The organism is Bradyrhizobium sp. LB11.1 (genome assembly GCF_040549385.1).
GTDB lineage: Bacteria > Pseudomonadota > Alphaproteobacteria > Rhizobiales > Xanthobacteraceae > Bradyrhizobium.
Genome location: NZ_JBEPTH010000007.1, coordinates 321,274 through 341,498, shown reverse-complemented (window position 1 = coordinate 341,498; position 20,225 = coordinate 321,274). Strand labels below are relative to the sequence as shown.

The following is a 20,225-nucleotide window of genomic DNA, read 5'->3' as shown; positions in this document are numbered from 1 at the left end:
TCAACGCGCGGCCGTGCGGCCGAACAGGCCGTTCGGGCGCCAGATCAGGATCACGATCATCATGGTGTAGATGACGAAGGGCCCCATCTTCGGCACGTAATATTTGCCGGCGACGTCACCAATGCCGAGCAGGAGCGAGGCCAGGAACGGGCCGGTGATCGAGGACGAGCCGCCTACGGTGACCACGATCAGGAAGTAGATCATGAACTTCAGCGGGAAATACGGATCGAGGCCCAGGATCTCGGCGCTCAGCGCACCACCGAGACCTGCAAGTCCACATCCAAAAGCAAAGGTGAAAGCGAACACCTGCGGTACGTTGATGCCGAGGCCACTCGCGGCGCGCGGGTCATCGACTGCGGCGCGGAGGCGGCTGCCGAAACGCGTCTTGGCCAGCACCATCTGCAGACCAATGGTAAGCAGGCCGCAGATCACGATGATCATCAGCCGGTAGCGGCCGATACCGACGCCGAACAGGTCGAACTGGCCCTCCAGCGCGGCCGGCAGATTGATGAACACGCGCGACGAGCCCTGGATGTAGTCTACGGCCGCGACCGACATGAAGGTCAGACCGATCGTGAACAGCACCTGGTCGAGATGACTGCGCGCATAGAGGTGACGGTAGAGCGTGCGCTCGAGCACGATGCCGATTGCCGCCGCGGAGACGAACGAGAGCGGCAGCGCGGCGAAGAACGGCCAGCCCATGCGGTTAACCAGCACCATGCAGACATAGCCGCCGGCCATGGCGAAGGCACCATGGGCGAGGTTGACGAAGTTCATCAGGCCGAGCGTAACCGCAAGTCCGCAAGCGAGCACGAACAGCAGCATGCCGTAGGCAACGCCATCGAACAAGTTGGTGAGGATTGAGGTCATCGTCTCAGCTTGGAGTTAGTCGTCATGGCCGGAGCGCGCATCAAGCGCGCTCCGGAATAACAAACTTTCGCAAGTCACTTCTTGGTCTTGCCGAGATCCTTGACGGCCTCGAAGGTCGCGAACTCGACATTGTAGAGCTCGCCGTCGACCTTCTCGACCTTGCGGATGTAGACGTTCTGGATGATGTCGCGCGTCTCCGGATCGATCGAGATCGGGCCGCGCGGGCTCTCCCATTTCTGACCCTTCATGGCTTCGACCAGCTTGGTGCCGTCGGTGTCGCCATTGGTCTTCTTCAGCGCCTCGTAGATCAGATGGATGCCGTCATAGCCGCTCACCGCCATGAAGCCAGGACGGCTGCCGTAGGCCTTCTTATAGGCAGCGACGAAGTCCTTGTTCATCTGCGAGGGATGCGCGGCCGAATAGATATGCGCGGTCACAGTCCCGAGCACGGCGTCGCCCATGTTGTTGAGGAGATCGTCGTCGGTGACGTCGCCCGGTCCGATCACCTTGATGCCGGCCTTGTCGAGGCCGCGCTCGGCATATTGCTTCATGAAGTTGCCGCCCTGGCCGGCCGGCACGAACACGAAGATCGCGTCGGGCTTGGCATCCTTCATGCGCTGCAGGAACGGCGCGAAGTCGGGGTTGGCGAGCGGCGTCTTGACCTCCTCGACCACCTCACCGCCACCAGCCGTAAAGTGCTGCTTGAAGAAGTTGAGCGCGTCATTGCCCGGCGCGTAGTCCGACGTCAGCGTCGCCACCTTCTTGATGCCGTTCTTCACCGCCCAGTCGCCGATGATGGTCGAGGACTGCGCCAGGGTGAAGCTCGTGCGCACGATATAGGGTGAGCGCTCGGTGATGATGGAGGTGCCGGCCGCCATGACGACTTCCGGAATCTTGGCTTGCGTTGCCAGCGGCGCGGCTGCGAGTGCCGCCGGCGTCACGCCGAAACCGGCGATGAAATTGACCTTGTCGTTGACGATCAGTTCCTGCGCGGCGGTCTTCGTCTTGTCCGGGATCGCCGCGTCGTCCTTGAGGATGATCTCGACCTTCTTGCCGGCGACGGTGTCGCCTTTCTGCTGCATGTAGAGCTTGATCGCGTTCTCGATCTGCTTGCCGGTCGAGGCCTGGCCGCCGGTCATCGGCAGGATCAGGCCGACCTTGACGGTGTCCTCAGCCTTGGCGGGCGCCACGGCCAAGAGGCCGGCAACTGCTGCCAGCGCGGTTGCCCAAGAAAACTGTTTGCGTTCGAACATCAGACTGTCCCTCCCCTTAATTCCTGACCTCTTGTGCGCCGGACCGAGTGCCCGATCCTTGGCTCACCTTAGCTTACGCGCGAGCGATATCGCGCGTCACATGGCGTCTTTCGCGCCCTCATTGTCAATCGGACGTTTGGCGCGACCATTCGGCGCAAGACGCGTGTCCCGATGACCAAGCGTGGAGAGCGAAGTCGCGGTTACGCCGGGGTAACCCGAGCGCCCCGAGCTTGGCTACTTCCATTTGTACGATTGTACAAACAAAATGGACCTGTCAACGAAAAAACCCGGTCGTCGACCAAGCCAGATTGTCGCGAGCCGGTGGCCGTAGTCTAGAAATGCGTCTTGGCGGGTGGATGGAGGATTTCGTCTTTCATTTGCAGAATTTGAACATTGGCAAATGAGGCGCTCCTCTAATTCGGTACTCTGATACCTACCTCGAATAAGCCAATTTTACCTTGTTGAAGGCTACCGTTCCTGACCGCTGTTTATCCGGCGTCCGACCACCCCGTTCCGAGCTTGGCCCCGTACGATGTCCATGCGTATCCATTCTCTCCCACTTCTCGTCCTGCTTGCCGCGGGCCTGTCCGGCTGCGGCACCGTCAATGAGAAGCTGTCGGCCGGCATAGGCGACTATGTCCCGCAATGGGCCGGGGGCCTGCCTGCCGACGCCCCACCGCGACCAGGCACCCCGCGATACGACGCATGGATGAAGGAACGGGAGCAGAAGCGGCTCCAGCCCGCAGCAACGCGCGACGAGTCCAAAACCGGCCAGAGCAGGCTTGACCCCGCGCAATAGCGTTGCTTGTAGATGCCGGTTGAGGGCGGGGTAGCAGCATGCTGGACGACATCACAGGTAAGCGCACGGAATGTCTCGTGGTCGGCGGCAGCGGACTGGTCGGGGGCTACCTCGTCGACCATCTGGCCCGGCGGCATCGGCGCGTGTTTGCAGTTTCCCGTTCGCCCCGCAGCACGACCTCCAGCGTGGAATGGATTCAGGCCGATCTGACGCGGCCGGACACTTTGAAATTTCCGCACTTCACGACGCTGTACTGCACCAGCGACGCAACTCTGCTTGCCAAGGCACTGCCCCTCATCCTCTCGTCCTCCGTCAATCGTGTCGTGGCATTGAGTTCGACCAGCGTGCTCACCAAGCAGGATACTGAAGTTCCGGAGGAGCGCGAGACCATCCAAAACTTGACTGACGCCGAAATGACGATCGCCAGGCTCTGCGAACAGCGCCGGATCAACTGGACGATCTTGCGACCGACCCTGATTTACGCAGAAGGACGGGACACCAACATCACGCCGCTGTCGCGGCTCATTCGCCGCGTCGGCTTCATGCCCGTCGTCGGTGGCGCGCGAGGCCTGCGGCAGCCGGTACATGCCGAGGATCTGGCGATCGGCGCGATCGCAGCAGCCGAAAGTCCGGCGGCCTCGAACAAATTCTATTCGTTGCCGGGAGCGGAAACGCTGCCCTATCGCGAAATGATTGGACGGGTGTTTGACGGCATGGGGCGGTCTAGGCGGCTGGTTCCCGTCTCTCCGTGGTTGTGGCGCCTCATCTTTGCGACGGCGAAGCCGCTGTTTCCCAAGGCGAACGTTGCAATGGGCTTGCGCATGATGAAAGATATGACGTTCGATGCCACGCCGGCGATCAAGGATTTCGGCTGGAATCCACGGCGCTTCCGTCCGGTCTTCGATTGAGACGCATCGATCGCGCCGTCGCGCGTGAGTCCCGCATTGCGGGTCAGGTCTTGACGATCTGGTCGACGCCGACGCCCTGCCCGCGCAACGTCGCCCAGAGCAGGCCGAGATCGCCAACGAAGCTCTTGGACTTGACGTATTGAGCATCGAGTTCGGCGAGCCGGTCCGGGTTCGACATGTCGACGCCCCTCACCTGGGCCAGCCCGGTAATGCCTGGACGTACGTCCAGCACGCCCAGCTTGCGCCGTGCCTCGACAAGCTCGACTTGCGACGGCAAGCACGGCCGCGGACCGACCAGGCTCATGTCGCCGGCCAATACGTTGAAGACCTGCGGCAGTTCATCGATCTTGAAACGCCGCATGTGATAGCCGAGTCGCGTGACCACCGAGGCCGAGACCTGATGCGTCGGAAGATCGCCCGTGTCTGAGGCCATCGTTCGAAATTTGTAACAGGTGAATCGCTTTCCGTTCCTCCCGACGCGAACCTGTCGAAAAATCGCTTCCCCCCGGCTATCGAGCCGGATGGCGCAAGCGACAATCAGGAAAATCGGCCAGAGCAGAAGTAGGAGAACCGCGCAGACCGCTACATCGAGCAGACGCTTCATAGGCGGGACGCCTGCGGAAGCGGCTTCGCCACCTGCACCATCGCGCGCAGTCCATCTTTTGTTTGCACGCGGGGACACCACCCGACACTCTGAAGGTCGGCCGAACTCGCGACGAGGTCGCGTCCGATGCGATCCCAGAGCCAGCGACGGCCAGCGGCAAAAACGAGCGCTCGCACTGCAACCGGCGGTATCGGAACGAGATTCCGCGGCCGCCCGGACGCCTCGCGCAACGTCCCAATCATTTCCGCCAGCGTGATCGGCTCGGGATCACAGACAATGAAAGTCCGATTGATCGTGTCCGGATTCTCCAGACAGAACATCACCGCCTGCACGAGGTTGTCGATCGACAGCAGCGAACGGCGATTTTTGAAGGCGCCAAAGGGGAGCGGCAAGGGTAGCGCCGCGATCCGCATCATCATGGCGATATTGGCCTTGGCCCCCGGGCCATAGACGATGACCGGTCGCAGAATTGTGAAAGGTACGCCAGAATGACGAACTTCCTCTTCCGCTGCGAGCTTGGCCCGGTCATAGGCCGTGATGGGCCACGGTTCGTCCTTCTCGGTGACAACATGGTCGGCGGCGGAGCCCGTCTGCGCACCAATCGACGACATGAAGATAAGGCGCTTGATCCCGCGTTGCGCACAGGCGCGCAGCAGGTGCGCCGTCGCCACCCGATTTGCCCGGGCGTACTGGCCACTGTCAATGTGAGTCCGATGAGCAATGGCTGCGAGGTGAATGACAATATCGATGCCATTAAGAAGCGGGGCCCAATCCACCTCGCGCTCAAGATCGGGCAGCGCCGCCCATTCGCTTCCCAAGACATTGGTTAGCACCGGTGGCTTGCGGGATGCCGCGCGAACGAAGTGGCCGTCGTTTGCCAGCGCACCGGTTAGGGCAGACCCTATGAAGCCGGAGGCGCCCGTCACCAATATCCGCAATGACATCCGCTCACTCGCCCCAGTGGTCAAAAGGACAGAAAACTCTTCTAGGCTAGAATGTTCCACTAGCTCCACGCGTGATGCCTCGAAAGCTGATTCTCGACACTCCATCACCCTCCTGCTGCCGGCACAATCGCGGACGCTATAATTTGTTGCATCGCGGCAGCCGGCGAGAACATCGAGCGTCCCAGTTCCCGCCCGCGCTCCGACATGGAACGCCGCAATTCCTCGTCATCCATAAGTTGCTCTGCAAGCTTTTTCAACTCGATGACGGAGTTCCCGACATATACCTTCCCCACCTGCTCGGTCTCGATCAACTTCATCAGGTCGGTGTTCGGGTTCACACGCGCGAGAACTGGCACCCCATATTGCACGTAGGAGACGAACTTGCCTGGAATATTGTGCGTCTTATGGTCGGGATGCAGCGCGACCATACCGACATGGCACTGCGCAAGAAGGCCAGGAATCTCACTCGAATCGATCTCGCCGAAGAACAGCGCATTGCTAAGATCGCGTGATGCTTTCTCAGCCTCGAGCCGGGCAAACTCGGTCCCGCGCCCGACGAACAGGAACCCGATATCCGTGCGGTCGCGCAGGCTGAGAATCAGATCGATGAAGATATCCATGCCCTGGGCCACGCCCATATTACCGATGTAGACGAAGATCTTGCGGCCGGCCAGCGGCGTATTCCTCACCACGATGCTGCTGCCGACGTCAGGCGTCACCGCCAGCCAGTTGCGAAGCACCTCGATGCGGCGTGGGGGGCGTGCCCACTTTTCCAGGTAGTGGAGATTGGACTCGGTCTGCACGCCGATCACCTGGGCGACGCTGTACTGGAATGCCGCAATGGCCTTGAAGACGAGGTAAACCGGCCCGCGCCGGACCAGGCCGAGGTCGACCGCCCATTCCGGAAAAATGTCGCGCAGGATGAGATAGGTCCTCGCCTTGTTCTCGCCCTTCGACTTGCGCCGCAATTTCGCGATCAGCGGGCCGAAGAAAATCGGCGGCGAATACCACACCAGGAGATCCCAGTTCGCCGAGGCGAACGGGCTGCGCCGGATGTTGAAATACATGGCGAACGGCAGCCACATCTCGGCAATGGCCCGCCGGACAAAGGACGGCGAACGCGTCGGCGGCGCGGCCACGCGCAACACCTCGACCCCGTCGAGTTGCTCCACCACCCACGGCTTATCCGACATCGGCGACGGAACGATGACAACCGGCCGATGTCCCTGCGCGGCAAACTCCCGTGAAAGATCCCGCAACTGCACCGCCGCGGACGTCCGCAGCGGCGGATAATCCGTCGAGATCAGGGCAATCAGCAGGCCACGGTTCATGTCAATGCTTCAACAGATCAGCGGCAGCTCATCGCCGCCGCGAGGCTAGAAGAAGTTCGTGATTTTCGTGCGGATCGCGTTCACCACCACGGACGAGGGCGAATAATCCTCCTCGAACTCATAGCGCGCGCTCCAGGGCAGACCGACCGCCAGCGTCACTGCCTCGACGATATTCTCAGCCTCCATGCCCGAGACGATGGTGGCGCCGCTCTCGAGCGTCTCCATGCGCTCGGTGGCCATGCGAAGGCTGACGTTGGGCACCTTGTAAAACAGCCCCTCCTCGGCCGCCGTGCCGGAGTCCGACAGCACGACATAGGCCTGCTTGAGCAACTGGTTGAAGTCGTAGAAGCCGAGCGGCGCCATGATCCGGATGTTCCGCGGCACGTCGATGTTCTTCAGCTTGCTGGTCGTGCGCGGATGCATCGGGAAGATGATCTCGCGCTTGAGCCGCTGATTGAGGACGCCGAGGGCCTTGAAGATGCTCGCCAGATTCTGCGGATCGTCGACGTTCTCGCTGCGGTGCGCCGTCACCAGGATGTAGTTCTTTGGCTCGAGCCCCAGGCGCTTGAGGATGTCGCTGTTCTCGATCTCAGGCGCAAAGGCGCGCATCGCCTCGAACGTCGTGTTGCCGGTGACAATGATCTTGGAGGGGTGGATGCCTTCCCGCAGCAGGTTTTCGCGGTGATAATGGTTGTAGGGCAAGAGAACGTTGCTGATGTGGTCGATCAGGATGCGGTTGCGCTGCTCGGGCATGCGCCGATCCCACGCGCGAAGCCCCGCTTCCATATGGAAGATCTTGACGCCCCGGTGCGAGGCTGGCAGCACGCTCAACCCGCTATAGGTATCGCCGAGGATCAGCAAGGCATCCGGCTTCACCTTCTCCATCAGTGCGTCGGACTTGCGGATCACATCCGCGACTTCCGGGCCGTAACCCGACGTGTCGATATCCAGCTCGTAGTCCGGCTTCCTGAGCTTGAGATCCTTGAAGAAGAAGTCACGCAGCTCCGGCGTGAAGTTCTGGCCGGTGTGAACCATCACGTGATCGAAGTTGTAGTCGTCGAGCTTCTTCAGCGTCGCCCACATCTTGATCATTTCCGGCCGCGTACCGAAAATCGACATCACCTTCATTTGCGTGTTCCGTATGGCATTCGTTAAGCGGGGACTTGAGAGCGAGATCTTAGGCGTCGGACGGCGGAAAGATCGAGACCTTGGGCAGCGGCAGGATCATCCGGCCGCCCTTCTCGAGATAGGCCGCGTTTCTTTTCCTGATCTCATCGAAGAAACTCCAGGCGAAGACCAGAAGATAATCCGGCGGATTGTCGCTGCCGAGAATTGTGCTCGGATGAATCTGGAAGTGCGATTTCGGCGTGTAGAATCCGGCTTTCGCCGGCGCATCGTCGATCATGTAATCGAGGTGATCGTGGCTGATGCCGCACCACTGGATCATGGTGTTGGCGCGACCCGACGCGCCGTAGCCGGCGATACGGTTTCCCTCGGCCCGCAGACGGTTCAACAGGTCGATCAGTTCATCGCGGTGAGCGGCGACCGTGGCGGAAAACGCCAAGAAGGTCTCGAAGCGATCAAACCCACGCGCGCGCTCCTCCGCCTCGAGCGCCTTGACCGCGGGCGAAACGGACGCGCTGTGCTTGCTGCCTTTCTTGCAGGTGTAGAAGCGGATCGAGCCGGCGTGGATCGGGATCGGCTTGATGTCGAACACCATCATGTCGTAGCGAGCGAAATGGTTCATCACGGACAGCAGAGAGTAATAATAGAGGTGCTCGTGATAGACCATGTCGTATTGAAGTTCGTCGATCACCTTGCCGAGGTAGTGCACCTCGAAGGCGAACACACCGTCCGCACCGAGCGCTGCGGCAACCGCGCGTGTCGTGCCCTGGATATCGGGGATGTGCGCGTAGACGTTGTTGGCCATGATCAGATCGACGTTGCCATGCTCGGCAACGACGCTGCGCGCCACCTTCTCCGTGAAGTAGTCGTTGACCACTTTGATGCGCGAGTCGTTGATGGTTGCGACCACGTTGGAGGCCGGATCGACACCGATCACGGTGCGAATGCCCTGGTCCGCGAGTGGGCGCAGTAGCACGCCGTCGTTGCAGCCGAATTCGAGAACCGTCGCGTTGGCCGGATCGAGAAAGCGCCTGGTGACCTCGCCGGCGTAGTCGCGGAAATGATCGCGCAAGGTCCCGATCGATGACGAGAAATAGAAATAGTCCCTGAACATCACATCGGCCGGCACCTTGTCGGTCACCTGCACGGCATAGCAATCTTCGCAGAAGTGCAGGCGCATCGGAAACGTCTGCTCGGCCGCAAACTGTTCTGGCTTGAGAAAAGCACCCGCTAGCCCGACTTTTCCGAAATCCATTACCAGGCCGAGTCGCTTGCTGTCGCAAAACGCGCAGCAAGGCTGATTCGGGCCACCTGGTTCCATCGCAAAAGTCCTCTGTTCCCACCTCGGTTACGGTTCGACCACAACCGTCGGTAACGGGGGTGCGAGGTAGCATAATCATTCTGTCAGGTCGATGGCTCGGGGAAAACTAGATCTCCGCGATCTCGCCGCTTTCTCCCCGCAGATGCCGCTGGATGAAATCCAGCTTGAGCAACAGCGTCTTGACGCCCGCGACCGTCAGGCGTTCGGTGTTATGCGAGGTATAGTCGTCGAGGGTGGAAATCTCCCTCTGACCATCGGTAAAATACATCGCGTAGTTGAGATCGCGATTGTCGGCCGGAATCCGGTAGTACCGGTCCATGTCCTGGACGCGGGCCATCTCCTCGCGCGAGACCAGCGATTCGTAGAGCTTCTCGCCGTGCCGTGTGCCGACGATCTGCACGGGATTGTCGGCGTTGAAGAGCTCCTTAAGAGCCTGGACGAGGTCGCCGATCGTCGCCGCCGGCGCCTTCTGCACGAAAATGTCGCCCTGGCGGCCATGCTCGTAGGCATGCAGTACCAGCTCGACGGAATCGTCGAGCGACATCAGAAACCGCGTCATGTTCGGATCAGTCACGGTCAGCGGCTTGCCGGCCTTGATCTGCTGGACGAACAGCGGAATCACCGAGCCGCGGGATACCATGACATTGCCGTAACGGGTCGCGCACAACAGGGTCTCGGACGGCGACTGGTTGCGCGATTTCGCGACCATCACCTTCTCCATCAGCGCCTTGGTCTGTCCCATGGCGTTGATCGGGTAGACGGCCTTGTCGGTCGAGAGCACGACCACCTTCTCGACATGATTGGCGATCGCCGCGCTCATGACGTTCTCGGTGCCGAGAACGTTGGTGCGGACCGCCTCCAGCGGATAGAATTCGCAGGATGGCACCTGCTTCAGTGCGGCGGCGTGAAACACGTAGTGTGCGCCCTTCAGCGCCTGATGAATGGAGTCATAGGCGCGCACGTCGCCGATGTAGAATTTCAGGCGGCCGTTGTTGAACGCCGTGCGCATCTCCTCCTGCTTCTTCTCGTCACGGCTGAAGATGCGAATCTCGGCGACGTCGGTCGCGAGAAACCCCCGCAGGATGTGCTGACCGAACGAGCCGGTGCCGCCTGTGATGACTACAACCTTATCCTTGAACATCGTGTCTCACCGAGCTGAATTTGTCGCGGTACATTGCATCGACCAGCGCCGGCCAGTCCGGCGGCTTGTAACCGGTCGCCCGCGCGAAACGGTCCGCAACCAGTGAGCGATCCGGTGCCGGCCGGTCGTCAGCTATCAGATTGATGCTTTTGCCGTAACGCCCGGCAACCAGCAAGAGGAGATCGAACTTCGAGATTGGCCGCGTTGCGACGTGGTAGATGCCGCAAAGGTCCGGCCGCGGGATCACGATATCCCGGATCATATCCGCCAGCACGATGGTCGGGAAGCCGGAGAAGATCGCCCGCGTGAAGCAGCGACATTCGCCCTGTTGCGACAGGAACCACTCCAGCAATCCGCTGCCGCCTTGCAGTTCGTGGCCGATGATGGAGGTCCGCAGGGTGACGGTGTGCGGCGCGTCGACTTCGCCGAGGAGCTTCGACGTCCCATAGACGTCATCGGCATCAGGCACGTCGGCCTCGGTATAGGCGCCGCGGTGGCCCGCGAACACACCATCCGAGCTGATCTGGATGAAGCGCGCGCCGGTGCGACTGCACAGTTGCGACAAGCGCTGCGGCAGCACCGCGTAGACTGCGACCGATCGCATCGGGTCGGCGGGCGCGGGCCGGCCGACAGCGACGCAGTTGACAACGACATCCGGGCGAAGCGCGTCGAACAGCGCCGCCTGCTGTGCCGGATCCTCGATATTTCCGACCACGGTGAGACGCGCGCCAAGCGCGGGGTCGAACAGCGCACGCGCCGTCTCCTGCCGAACGGTCCCGGTAACTTCGGCGCCCGGCATCTTCGACAGGCTGCGGAACGCCGCATTGCCCAGCAGGCCGGTCGCTCCTAGCACGAGCACCTTCACGGGATGCTCCATCGCGCCCCCGGCATCACGCAACCTGGACCAGGCTCTGGAGCAACTGGTCCCGTTCCTTGATGGTCGGGTAGTTCACAAGCACCGCACGGTAAACGCCCTTGAAGACGAAGAGGCTGCCAGCCGCGATGCCGATGACGCCGAAATTTCGGATCAACTCCTCGATATGGGCGAGCGAGCCGGCGCCGCCCAGGATGGTGACCGGCACCTTCGAGGCCGAACTGATCTGCCGCGCCAACTCGAGATCGAAGCCCTTCATCTGGCCATCTCTCTCGATCGCGTTGACTACGATCTCTCCGGCTCCAAGCTTCTCGGCTTCGGCAGCGACATCGAGCATGGTCCGCCCAGTGTTGACCTTGGCGTTATGCGTCCAGACGTCGTAGACGCTGCTGCGCGAACGCGGCTTGACGTCGAGGACGACGACGACGCTCTGGCTGCCGACCGCTTCAGCGGCGTCAGCGATCAGACGCGGATTGGCGACCGCGGCCGAACTGATCGCCACCTTCTCGATGCCGAGACCGATGATGGTCTTGACCTGCTCCACCGTCTTCACGCCACCGCCGTAGCAGAGCGGCATTCGAGATTCGACGGCGAGATTCTCGAGCATGCGATAGTCGGGCTCATGGCCGCGCACGGTCGCGTCGATGTCGTAGACAGCAAGCTCGTCGACCAATTTCTCGTTGAAGATGCGGACGACGTTGATGGGATCGCCGACATATTTCGGACTGGAGAACCCGACCGTCTTGACGAGGCCTTTGTCCTGGACGAGCAGCGAGGGGATGATGCGGGGGCGTAGCACGCGTCAAAGCTCGGCGAAGTTCTTGAGGAGCCGCATGCCGTAATTGTGGCTCTTTTCCGGATGGAACTGGACGCCATGGATATTGCCCGAGCCGACGGCGCAACTGAAAGCCGAACCGTATTCGGACGTCGCCAGGACATTGTCGTTCGAAGCGCAATCGAAATAGTAGGAATGCAGGAAGTAAAAGCGAGCATCCTGCTCGAGACCGGCAAACAACCGCGCACCGTTCTTCGGCACCACGTCGTTCCAGCCCATGTGCGGGAGCCGCGCCGGACGTGGCAACCGGCTCTCGTCGAAGCGTCTGACCCGTCCCTCGATCCAGCCGAGACCCGACAGCTTCCCCTCATCGCTCGAGCCGGCAAGGATCTGCATGCCGACGCAAACGCCGAGCACCGGCACCTTCCGGGCCATCACGAGATCATCGACCGCTTCCCGCATGCCCGAGGCGTCAAACAGCTCGATGGCATGATCGAAGGCGCCGACACCCGGCAGGATCAGTTTGGTCGCGCCCTCGAGGTCGGCGGCGCTGATCGCGATCTTCGCCGGGACGTTCATCCGCTTGTAGAGATTGGCAAAGGCCTGAACGTTACCGAGCCCGTAGTTGATGATCGTGATCATCGGAATATCCGGTTATCCAGCCCGAGCAAGTTCGAGATCCTGGCGCCGAGTGTGATCATGAACAGATTGTTTTTGTAGTCGTGGAACGACTTGTTCTTGCCGTGGAAGATCTCCTCGAACTCGGCAACCGTCCAGCCGAGCTTGGTGGCCACATATTCGAATTCGTGACGCAGCGTCTCCTCGTCGAGATCGGGCTTCTCCAGCCGCTTGAGCGCCTGGTCGCGCGTCATCTGCGCGGTGAGGATCTCGCTCGAGAAATAGGCGCGGCGCTTGTCATAGCCGAACTTCCGCGGCGTCCAATAGGCCTCATAGAAGCGGGTAAAGCGAGACTCGTAGTGCTTCTGTGGATAAGGCTGCCAGCCGAACCTCTCGTTCAGCTCGCGGATCGCGTCCTTCTTGATGAAGGGAACGCTGTCCAGCAGCTTGATGACCCGCATGCCCTTCACCAGGCGATAATAAAGCCGGTACTTCAGGATATCGCAGGTCGGAAACGTCTTGAGCTCGCGCGCACCGAACTTCTTGTGGATGTCGTGCACGTGCACCATGTCGGTCGAAAAATAAGTCCACTCGATCGATTCGCGCACGCACTCGGTCGAGTTGTTGCCGCCCGTGATGACGTATTTGAAGCCGTTCTTGGCGGCGAAATTGTACATCGCCGAAAACAGCGCCAGATCCTGCGGCTGGTCCTGGAAGGCGACTTGGGACAAGAAGAAAGCGCGCTGCAGGTCCTTCATCTCCTCCCAATTGACCACTTCGGTCACGAGGTCGAGGTGCAGGCCTTCAATGATCTTCTGGATGTTGCTGACGCCGAGATCAGAGTTCCAACCGGTGTCGCAATGGAACATCAGAGGCCGCAGGCCGAACTTTTCCTTGGCGATGTAGGTCACGTAGGAGCTGTCGAGGCCGCCGCTGATGCCGATGACGCAGTCGTGGTCGCGGCCCTTGCCCTCTTCCTTGATCTTCTCGATGAGCGGCATGATCTCCTTGATGCCGCGTTCATCGGGATGCCAGTTCGGCCTGATATTCTCATCAAAGTTGCAGCAATACTGGCACCAGCCGCGCCCATCGAATTGGAGCGTCGAATCGCTGGTGTCCATGACGCAGTTTGCGCAGATCTGGTAGGGACGGGCCGCCATTCGGGAAAACTCTTTAAAAACACATGTTCCGGACCGCATACGCGATTTCGGTACCGCCGGGGGAGGAGGTCGTCTCCCTTTAGTCGGTCTGGCGCAGTAGATAAATACTTATTGCAGGCGGCCCGCGCGCCTATTTTTTTGCGCCCGCAGGATTATGCCGGTCGGGACCATCACGATGCAGGCCGGGACCAACATTTTCCGGGCGAGAGCGGCCGCCAACATGCGAGCCGTCACACGGACAGGCGCCGCCAGCGGGCTGCCAGATCGGCCATGCTGCGAAGGAATATCCAGCGGGCCCAGACCTTGAGGGGCAGCGAACGATTCGATACCGTGCTGGTGGTGTTGCTACCGTGCCGACGCTTGCGGAGCGTCTTGTCGTCGATGTGGAGGTTGGAACCGATCTGGTTGGCCGCAAGGGCAATCCAGAGGTCATGGGACTCCACATAAGCTGGGATCGGCGTGATCAGCGGCACCAGCCTGCGCTGGAAGGCCATGGCACAGCCGAAATAATTGGTCTTGCCAAGGAAGATGTCGACGATATTGCTCAGATGCCGGTTGGACGTCTGCGACGATACGCCATCGAAGGCGACATTCAGCGGCCGCTCCTCCGCGTCCATCCATTCGAAACTGCTCGACACCAGGGCCGCACCCGATGTCCGCAAGCTCTCCGTCATCCGCTCGACCCGGCCCGGCAGCCAGACGTCATCCTGGTCGGACAGAAAAATGATATCGCCTCGTGCAAGCTCGATGGCCTGACCGAACGAGAAGACCTCGCGCCGGTTGACCGGATTCCGGTGAACGGCGATGCGAGCATCCCCGATGCTTTCAATAATCTCGACCGTCCGGTCGCGGGAGCAATCGTCGACAACAATGACTTCGTCGCCGGGGCCGATCTGTTCGAGAATCGAGCGGAGCTGCCGCTCGACGTAATCCTGGCCCTGATAGGTCGCGATGCAGACGCTAACCGTCATTTGGCGGCCTTGTCCAGAACCAAGCCATGTCGGGACCAGCCCCAATCGTCCAAATGCACATCATCATCACCAGCGCGTCACAATGCCCTACCAGCTTGGCCTGCAAAACCAAATACCGATTGTTGAACGTCGCCAGTTCCGTTAAGCCGTCCGCCGATCGTTCCAACGTAAATTAGCGAATGAATTCAAGCCTCCTGACCTCGAACTTGCGAAAGCTGGCGAACCGCAACGCGATCGGGGCCGCCACAGCCCTGTCGATGCAGATCGCCGGCGCCGGGCTGTCTCTCCTGGTGAGCTTGCTGCTCGCCAAATTGATCGGGGCCGCGGGCCTCGGCCTCTACTTCCTGAGTGTGACAAGTACCGAGATATTTTCGACAATTTCGCGGCTGGGGCTGGAGACTTCGGCACTGAAATTTATCTCGATCGCGAACGCCTCCGCCGAGCGCGGAACCGTCGCGACGGTGTATCGCAAATGCGTCGGGATCGCAGCGCTTTCGGCCGCCGTAATGCTCCTTCCAACCTGGCTGATCCTAACCTGGGCGCCGATCGGCGCGAGCAAACACGCTGAATTCGCGTCGCTCGTGCCATTCCTGTTGATTGCACTGATCCCGGTGACCGTTCTGCCCGTACAGACGGAGGCCTTCAAGGCCCTCGGGCGTCCGGGGATCGCCGTCTTCACCCAAACCGTCCTTCCCCAATCGACGCTGCTGCTCCTGTCGGTGGTCCTGGCCTGGCAAGGCCTGGCAACGCCCGCCACCATCCTCGCCTCCTACGCCTGCGCATTTCTCATCGCTATGCTCCTCGCGCTCCTGCGCTGGAAGAGTGTCGTCAAGGAGGTCTGGCGGAAAGCGAACTTCTCCACCGCAGTATTGCTGCGCACCAGCCTGCCCATCCTCATCGTAACGAACCTGTACCTGGTAATGGCCTGGACGGACACGCTTGTGCTTGGAATTCTGTCGACCCCCGAGCAGGTCGGCGTCTATGGCGTGGCACTCCGCATTTCGACAACGAGCGCGTTCGTGCTGATCGCGATCGGCAGCGTCGTCGCGCCGCAATTCGCCGCACTCCATGCCAGCGGAAAACATGCGGAACTGGAAGCGCTGGCCCGCCGAAGCTCCTTCTGGAGCCTAGTCATCGCGTCGCCCCTGATCCTGACCTTCCTGCTATTTCCCGCGCAAATCCTCGGCCTCTTCGGCCAGCAATTCGTGGGCGGGATCTGGCCGCTCCGCTTGCTTGCCCTGGCGCAGCTCGTCAATGTTTCGACTGGACAGCTCACTTCCTTGTTGATTATGACCGGCCACGAGAAGCTCCTGCGGAACAACATGATCTTCTCGGCGATCTTGAACCTGGCGGGCAATCTCGTGCTGGTCCCCCTGCTCGGCGCACTTGGCGCGGCGATCAGCACGGCATTCTCGATATCGGTGATGAAGATCATCTCCTGGTGGATTGTGCGGTACAAGCTTCGGATCAACACACTCGGCTATCTGAATCTCCATTCATCGAAGTGACGCCGGCGGTCCTGTGCGGCGGTCACAGGCAGACAGAGACACATCATGCGAAATCCTGTGATCTTCATCGGAATGCACCGTTCCGGGACCAGCATGCTTGGGCGCCTGCTGGAAGACCTCGGGATGTTCTTCGGCACCCGGAAGGACGAAAACAACGAAGCCCTGTTCTTCCAGGACTTGAACGAGTGGCTGCTGAGCCAGTGCGGCGGACGCTGGGACAACCCGGCCCCGTTCAACCAATTCTTCTGGCGCAACGACGAGGCGGTCAAATGGACCGACCTCTATCTTCGCAACCTCCTGGCCAGTCCGCGCTCCATCCGGTTTCTCGGGCTGCGGCGGTTTGCAGCGGGCCAGATCAGCGGCCTTAACGAGCCCTGGGGCTGGAAAGACCCGCGCAACACCTTCACGCTTCCGATGTGGCTGAAGATCTTTCCGAACGCGAAGGTGGTGTCGATCGAGCGGAATGGCGTCGATGTCGCACAATCGCTGTTCGCCCGGGAGCTCAAGATTCTCGAAGATGCGCCGCGGTTCTACCAGCGCTATCGCGCGATCTTCTTCCTCCATCCCCGCCGCGCCGGCTTTGCGCATTCGCCGCGCTGCCTCTCGCTGGAGGATGCATTCTCGCTATGGAAGGAATACACGAAGGCGGCCGATGCCGTGATCGCCGGCCTGCCGCGCGAGCGCGTGCTCGCGCTGCGTTATGAGGAGATGTTGAGCGATCCCGTCAAATGGCTCGCTGAGGCGGCGGCATTTTGCGATCTGAATGCCTCGAAAGCCCGGATTGAAGAGACGGTCAAAAGTATCCGGGTGGACCGCGCACAAGCCTACGAGTCAAACGCGGAGCTCAAGAAATTCGCCGCGACACACGCCGAAGCGCTGGCGGCGCGCGGCTATTCGATTCCGGGCGCCTCGACCTAAAGCGTGATGGCATTAAGTTCGATAGCCTGAATTTTTGAGGTAGTTGGCGCATTCCTCGGAGGTGAATGCATCGAGTGCGAGGCCGATAGCGGCGCAGACCGCATCGACGGTTCGCGCGGCTGCCTTTCGCAGTAGATGCTTGAGCTTGGCAAAGACCTGTTCGATCGGGTTCAGGTCGGGCGAGTATTTTGGCAGGAAGAAGAGCTTTGCGCCGACCGAACGGATGAGCTGGCGAACTGCTTTGCTCTTGTGGCTGCCGAGGTTATCCAAGACGACGATACCGCCGGGTCGAAGGACAGGCAGAAGAACCTGCTCGACATAAGTGCGAAAGCTCACGCCATCGATCGGCCCCTCGATGAACCATGGCGCGTCGATCCGATCATGGCGCAAGGCAGCCAGGAAGGTCATGGTCTTCCAGCGGCCGTGCGGAACCTTGGCGGGAAGTCTGCTCCCGCGCGGGGCCCATCCCCGCAACGGGGCCATGTCGGTCCTGGTCCAGGTCTCGTCGATGAAGACCAGTCGCTCAGCTTCGACGCGACCTTGATACTTTGTCCACTGGGCTCGCCGCCGCGCCACGTCGGGACGATCGCGTTCGCCAGCCGCCACGCTTTTTTTTGAAGCTGAGCTTCTCGGCATGCACGAAATCCCACACCGAGTGGTAGTCGACCTTCAGACCACGACCGGCAAGCTCGGCAACGAGACCGCGTATGGTGAAATCGCCGTCCTTGATCCGCTGCGACAGCCAGACTGCGTGATCTCCCGAAACCGCCTTCGGCTTGTGACCGCCCATCTGACCAGGCTCAACACTGCCGGTCTCCTCGACCCGCTGCATCCAGCCGATGGCCGTGCTGATCGCCACCCCAAACTGCTTGGCGGCCCGATTGCGCGACATCCCGCCCTCGATCGCGGACACGACACGCTTACGGAGATCTAGAGAATAAGGCTTGCCCATCCATGCTGGCCTCCAATCCAGCCAGCATGGTGAATCAGAAACACACTGATTTGGGAATCCTAAATCGATTCAACCTAACCCCATCCCGCTTTAGCGCCTTGCCGCGCCGGGTCGAAGGCATGCTGGCGAAATTAGCTGCCCTCAGGCCGGCCCGGGCCCGGTGCGCCCCGCGAGTCCGTCCCTGACCGCCAGCAGATACGCCTTCGCATACGACAGCCGGCCTTCAACGAAGGGCAACAGGAGCGTCTTGCTAACGACCGTGATCAACAATTGCTTCAGCGAGAACATGAACGGAACGTGCGGCTTTCGAAACAAAAGAAAGCAGTTTCTGATCTGGTAGTAGCAGCGCTCCGGTCCGTGAACGGAAATCCCGAGAACACCGATCTGGACATGGCGACTGCCGATGCTGTGCCGCATCACCACCTTCGGCACCACGTAGATTGATACCCCCTTCGCGCGGCAGCGCAGGCACCACTCGCTGTCGACGTAATCGATGAAGAATTCTTCGTCGAAAGCGCCGACCTTCTCAAATGCGAGCCGCGTCGCCGCCATCCCCGACGAAATCACGATGTCGACGGGATAGCGGTCGATCGCATCGGGGCAATGAACCTGCGTCGACCAACCGTACCGCCCGATGTCCTCGGCCGGCAGCGGTATTCCGGTTGCCTCGTCGATGCAGAGTGGTGACACGATCTCGGCAACGCCGACGTCCAGGGCCGCCGTCAAGCCGCCCACCAATCCCGCCTCGATCTCGGAATCCTGGTCGAAGAACAGGAGGACGCCAGCACCCTGGTCAAGCGCGGCGCGCACGCCCACATTCTGCGCGTGCGCTATGCCGGAATTGTAGCCAAGCGGGATGAGCGTGCAGCCGTCCGGCAGGTCATCGCGGCCGAGAGCGGGCGCGTCGGTGTTGTCGACGAGGACGACCTTGGCGCCCCCAGCGACGAGCTTGCCGCACAGATCCAAGAGCCGCAGCACGTTGGGCCGATAACTCACAACTATGCAGTAGCTTGTCGCCACGGACTTCCTACAGCTCCGGAAATGGGGAAACATCATGGCTTTCGTCGACTGACCGTAGGCCGGTTCGCTCGCCAACGGATTTAAGAACGCGTCTTGCGACGGGTGTAAAGATGCCAGAGCATCGGCACCGCAAAGCGCAGCGGCGACGCGTTGAGCGCAGCGACCGCGGCTACCCTCGGCGACTTGAACAGCTGACCGGCCCGCGACGGCGCCGTTTGCGCGAGAGCAGCCTCGATGCGCTCGACCGTCGTACTATCGATTCGCCGTCCGGCCTCGGAAGCCTCGACTAAGGCGAAGATGCAGGCATTGCGATGGTAGGTCAGCATGAAGTCCGCCCCATGCACCAGATAGACCTTGCGGGCCGCCGCATTCGTCTGCACGAAGGTTGTAAGGAAATTCGAGAACTGGCCGAGCCCGGTGACGATCGAGGTCCATACGGACGGCATTGAGGCCGACTCGCTCTTCGGATGGACTCTGACCGAAAACAGCTCGCCTGGATCGCACGCCTTGCTGGACGCGCCGATCAGCGACAGCCACAACGCATCATCCGCAAAGAACAGCTTCTCGAACCCCGGTATGCCTCCGACGCGATCGTAGTCCGCCGATCGCATCACGAAACCGGTGCCGAAGGTGTCACGGTTGAACGTAAAGCGGGCCTCGAGATATTCAGCCGCCGTCTCGACCTCGGGCACAGCGATGCAGCTGCGAATCTTATCGCCTTCCGAATTGATCAGCCGAGCGCCGGTTTGGTACAGCGCGCTCCGCGGATGACGCTCGATCAGCGCCTTGATCCTGCCCAGAAAGTCCGGATCGAACCGATCGTCGTGACCGATGAGGGTCATGAATTCCTGCTTTGAGACATCCTTCGCCCTGGCCCAGCTCTCCACGATCGGCAGCGACGAGGATGAGGTGAAAATCTGGATTCGTTTGTCATCCAGGCTCTTTAGCCATTCAACCGTGTTGTCATTGCTCTGGTTGTCCAGAACGATCAGATCGAAATGCGGATAGGTTTGCGTCAGGATGCTTTCGACGCATTCCTTGACATATGGCCACCCGTTCCGGACCGGCAAGAGAACGCTGAATCTGATCAAGGCGGGCACCGCGGCTGCTGCCCAAGATCACGATCGGCGGCA

Annotated in this window: 20 protein-coding genes; 4 read left to right on the top strand and 16 right to left on the bottom strand. The window is 60.8% G+C overall.

Annotated elements, in window-relative coordinates; translation table 11 throughout:
* Positions 1-870 (bottom strand): branched-chain amino acid ABC transporter permease, encoded by an 870-nt coding sequence (locus tag ABIA96_RS20955; protein ID WP_354138940.1) that lies wholly within the window; start codon positions 868-870, stop codon positions 1-3.
* 74 nt (positions 871-944) lie between these two features.
* Complete coding sequence (locus tag ABIA96_RS20950) at positions 945-2,123, bottom strand: ABC transporter substrate-binding protein (protein WP_354138939.1); 1,179 nt, start codon at positions 2,121-2,123, stop codon at positions 945-947.
* Positions 2,124-2,655: 532 nt separating this feature from the next.
* Between ABIA96_RS20950 and ABIA96_RS20945 the strand changes: the two genes are divergently transcribed.
* Positions 2,656-2,922 carry a hypothetical protein gene (locus ABIA96_RS20945; RefSeq protein ID WP_354138938.1) on the top strand — a complete coding sequence of 89 codons (267 nt, stop codon included), beginning with the start codon at positions 2,656-2,658 and terminating at the stop codon, positions 2,920-2,922.
* Positions 2,923-2,960: 38 nt separating this feature from the next.
* On the top strand, positions 2,961-3,830 hold the full coding sequence (locus ABIA96_RS20940; protein ID WP_354138937.1) for an NAD-dependent epimerase/dehydratase family protein: 870 nt from the start codon (positions 2,961-2,963) through the stop codon (positions 3,828-3,830).
* Between the two features lie 43 nt (positions 3,831-3,873).
* Here the strand turns inward: ABIA96_RS20940 and ABIA96_RS20935 are convergent, their stop codons facing one another.
* From ABIA96_RS20935 to ABIA96_RS20885, 11 genes are all read right to left on the bottom strand, one after another.
* Positions 3,874-4,434 carry a sugar transferase gene (locus ABIA96_RS20935; protein ID WP_354138936.1) on the bottom strand — a complete coding sequence of 187 codons (561 nt, stop codon included), beginning with the start codon at positions 4,432-4,434 and terminating at the stop codon, positions 3,874-3,876.
* Entirely contained in the window at positions 4,431-5,378 is a 948-nt protein-coding gene (locus ABIA96_RS20930; RefSeq protein WP_354138935.1) for an NAD-dependent epimerase/dehydratase family protein, read from the bottom strand. Before ABIA96_RS20930 ends, ABIA96_RS20935 begins: the two co-directional genes overlap by 4 nt.
* Positions 5,379-5,482: 104 nt before the next feature.
* Positions 5,483-6,709: a glycosyltransferase family 4 protein gene (locus tag ABIA96_RS20925; protein ID WP_354138934.1), complete on the bottom strand. Its 1,227-nt coding sequence runs from the start codon at positions 6,707-6,709 to the stop codon at positions 5,483-5,485.
* 45 nt (positions 6,710-6,754) lie between these two features.
* Entirely contained in the window at positions 6,755-7,837 is a 1,083-nt protein-coding gene (wecB, locus tag ABIA96_RS20920) for a non-hydrolyzing UDP-N-acetylglucosamine 2-epimerase (RefSeq protein ID WP_354138933.1), read from the bottom strand.
* Positions 7,838-7,886: 49 nt separating this feature from the next.
* Positions 7,887-9,155 (bottom strand): methyltransferase domain-containing protein, encoded by a 1,269-nt coding sequence (locus ABIA96_RS20915; protein ID WP_354138932.1) that lies wholly within the window; start codon positions 9,153-9,155, stop codon positions 7,887-7,889.
* Positions 9,156-9,261: 106 nt separating this feature from the next.
* A complete protein-coding gene (locus ABIA96_RS20910; RefSeq protein ID WP_354138931.1) occupies positions 9,262-10,296 on the bottom strand; it encodes a polysaccharide biosynthesis protein in 1,035 nt (344 codons plus the stop codon).
* On the bottom strand, positions 10,283-11,161 hold the full coding sequence (locus tag ABIA96_RS20905) for a dTDP-4-dehydrorhamnose reductase family protein (protein ID WP_354138930.1): 879 nt from the start codon (positions 11,159-11,161) through the stop codon (positions 10,283-10,285). Before ABIA96_RS20905 ends, ABIA96_RS20910 begins: the two co-directional genes overlap by 14 nt.
* Before the next feature lie 25 nt (positions 11,162-11,186).
* On the bottom strand, positions 11,187-11,969 hold the full coding sequence (locus ABIA96_RS20900; RefSeq protein WP_354138929.1) for an AglZ/HisF2 family acetamidino modification protein: 783 nt from the start codon (positions 11,967-11,969) through the stop codon (positions 11,187-11,189).
* 3 nt (positions 11,970-11,972) lie between these two features.
* Positions 11,973-12,587, bottom strand: a complete 615-nt coding sequence (gene hisH, locus ABIA96_RS20895; RefSeq protein WP_354138928.1) for an imidazole glycerol phosphate synthase subunit HisH — start codon at positions 12,585-12,587, stop codon at positions 11,973-11,975.
* On the bottom strand, positions 12,584-13,723 hold the full coding sequence (locus tag ABIA96_RS20890; protein ID WP_354138927.1) for an N-acetyl sugar amidotransferase: 1,140 nt from the start codon (positions 13,721-13,723) through the stop codon (positions 12,584-12,586). The genes hisH and ABIA96_RS20890 overlap by 4 nt, the downstream gene beginning before the upstream one ends.
* Before the next feature lie 230 nt (positions 13,724-13,953).
* A complete protein-coding gene (locus tag ABIA96_RS20885) occupies positions 13,954-14,739 on the bottom strand; it encodes a glycosyltransferase (RefSeq protein ID WP_354138926.1) in 786 nt (261 codons plus the stop codon).
* Between the two features lie 134 nt (positions 14,740-14,873).
* Here ABIA96_RS20885 and ABIA96_RS20880 point away from each other — a divergent pair, with 134 nt between their 5' ends.
* Entirely contained in the window at positions 14,874-16,202 is a 1,329-nt protein-coding gene (locus ABIA96_RS20880) for an oligosaccharide flippase family protein (protein WP_354138925.1), read from the top strand.
* 45 nt (positions 16,203-16,247) lie between these two features.
* Complete coding sequence (locus ABIA96_RS20875; RefSeq protein WP_354138924.1) at positions 16,248-17,120, top strand: sulfotransferase; 873 nt, start codon at positions 16,248-16,250, stop codon at positions 17,118-17,120.
* Between the two features lie 12 nt (positions 17,121-17,132).
* On the opposite strand, the gene ABIA96_RS20870 is transcribed toward ABIA96_RS20875, so the two are convergent.
* The 3 genes from ABIA96_RS20870 to ABIA96_RS20860 form a co-directional block, all read right to left on the bottom strand.
* Positions 17,133-18,072, bottom strand: a protein-coding gene (locus tag ABIA96_RS20870; protein WP_502918839.1) for an IS630 family transposase whose coding sequence is annotated in 2 segments (ribosomal slippage) — positions 17,133-17,735 and positions 17,737-18,072 — 939 coding nt in all. Because the reading frame shifts where the segments join, the coding sequence is not laid out codon by codon here.
* 141 nt (positions 18,073-18,213) lie between these two features.
* Complete coding sequence (locus tag ABIA96_RS20865; protein ID WP_354138922.1) at positions 18,214-19,128, bottom strand: glycosyltransferase family 2 protein; 915 nt, start codon at positions 19,126-19,128, stop codon at positions 18,214-18,216.
* 44 nt (positions 19,129-19,172) lie between these two features.
* A complete protein-coding gene (locus ABIA96_RS20860; RefSeq protein WP_354138921.1) occupies positions 19,173-20,183 on the bottom strand; it encodes a glycosyltransferase family 2 protein in 1,011 nt (336 codons plus the stop codon).
* Positions 20,184-20,225: the final 42 nt, after the last annotated feature.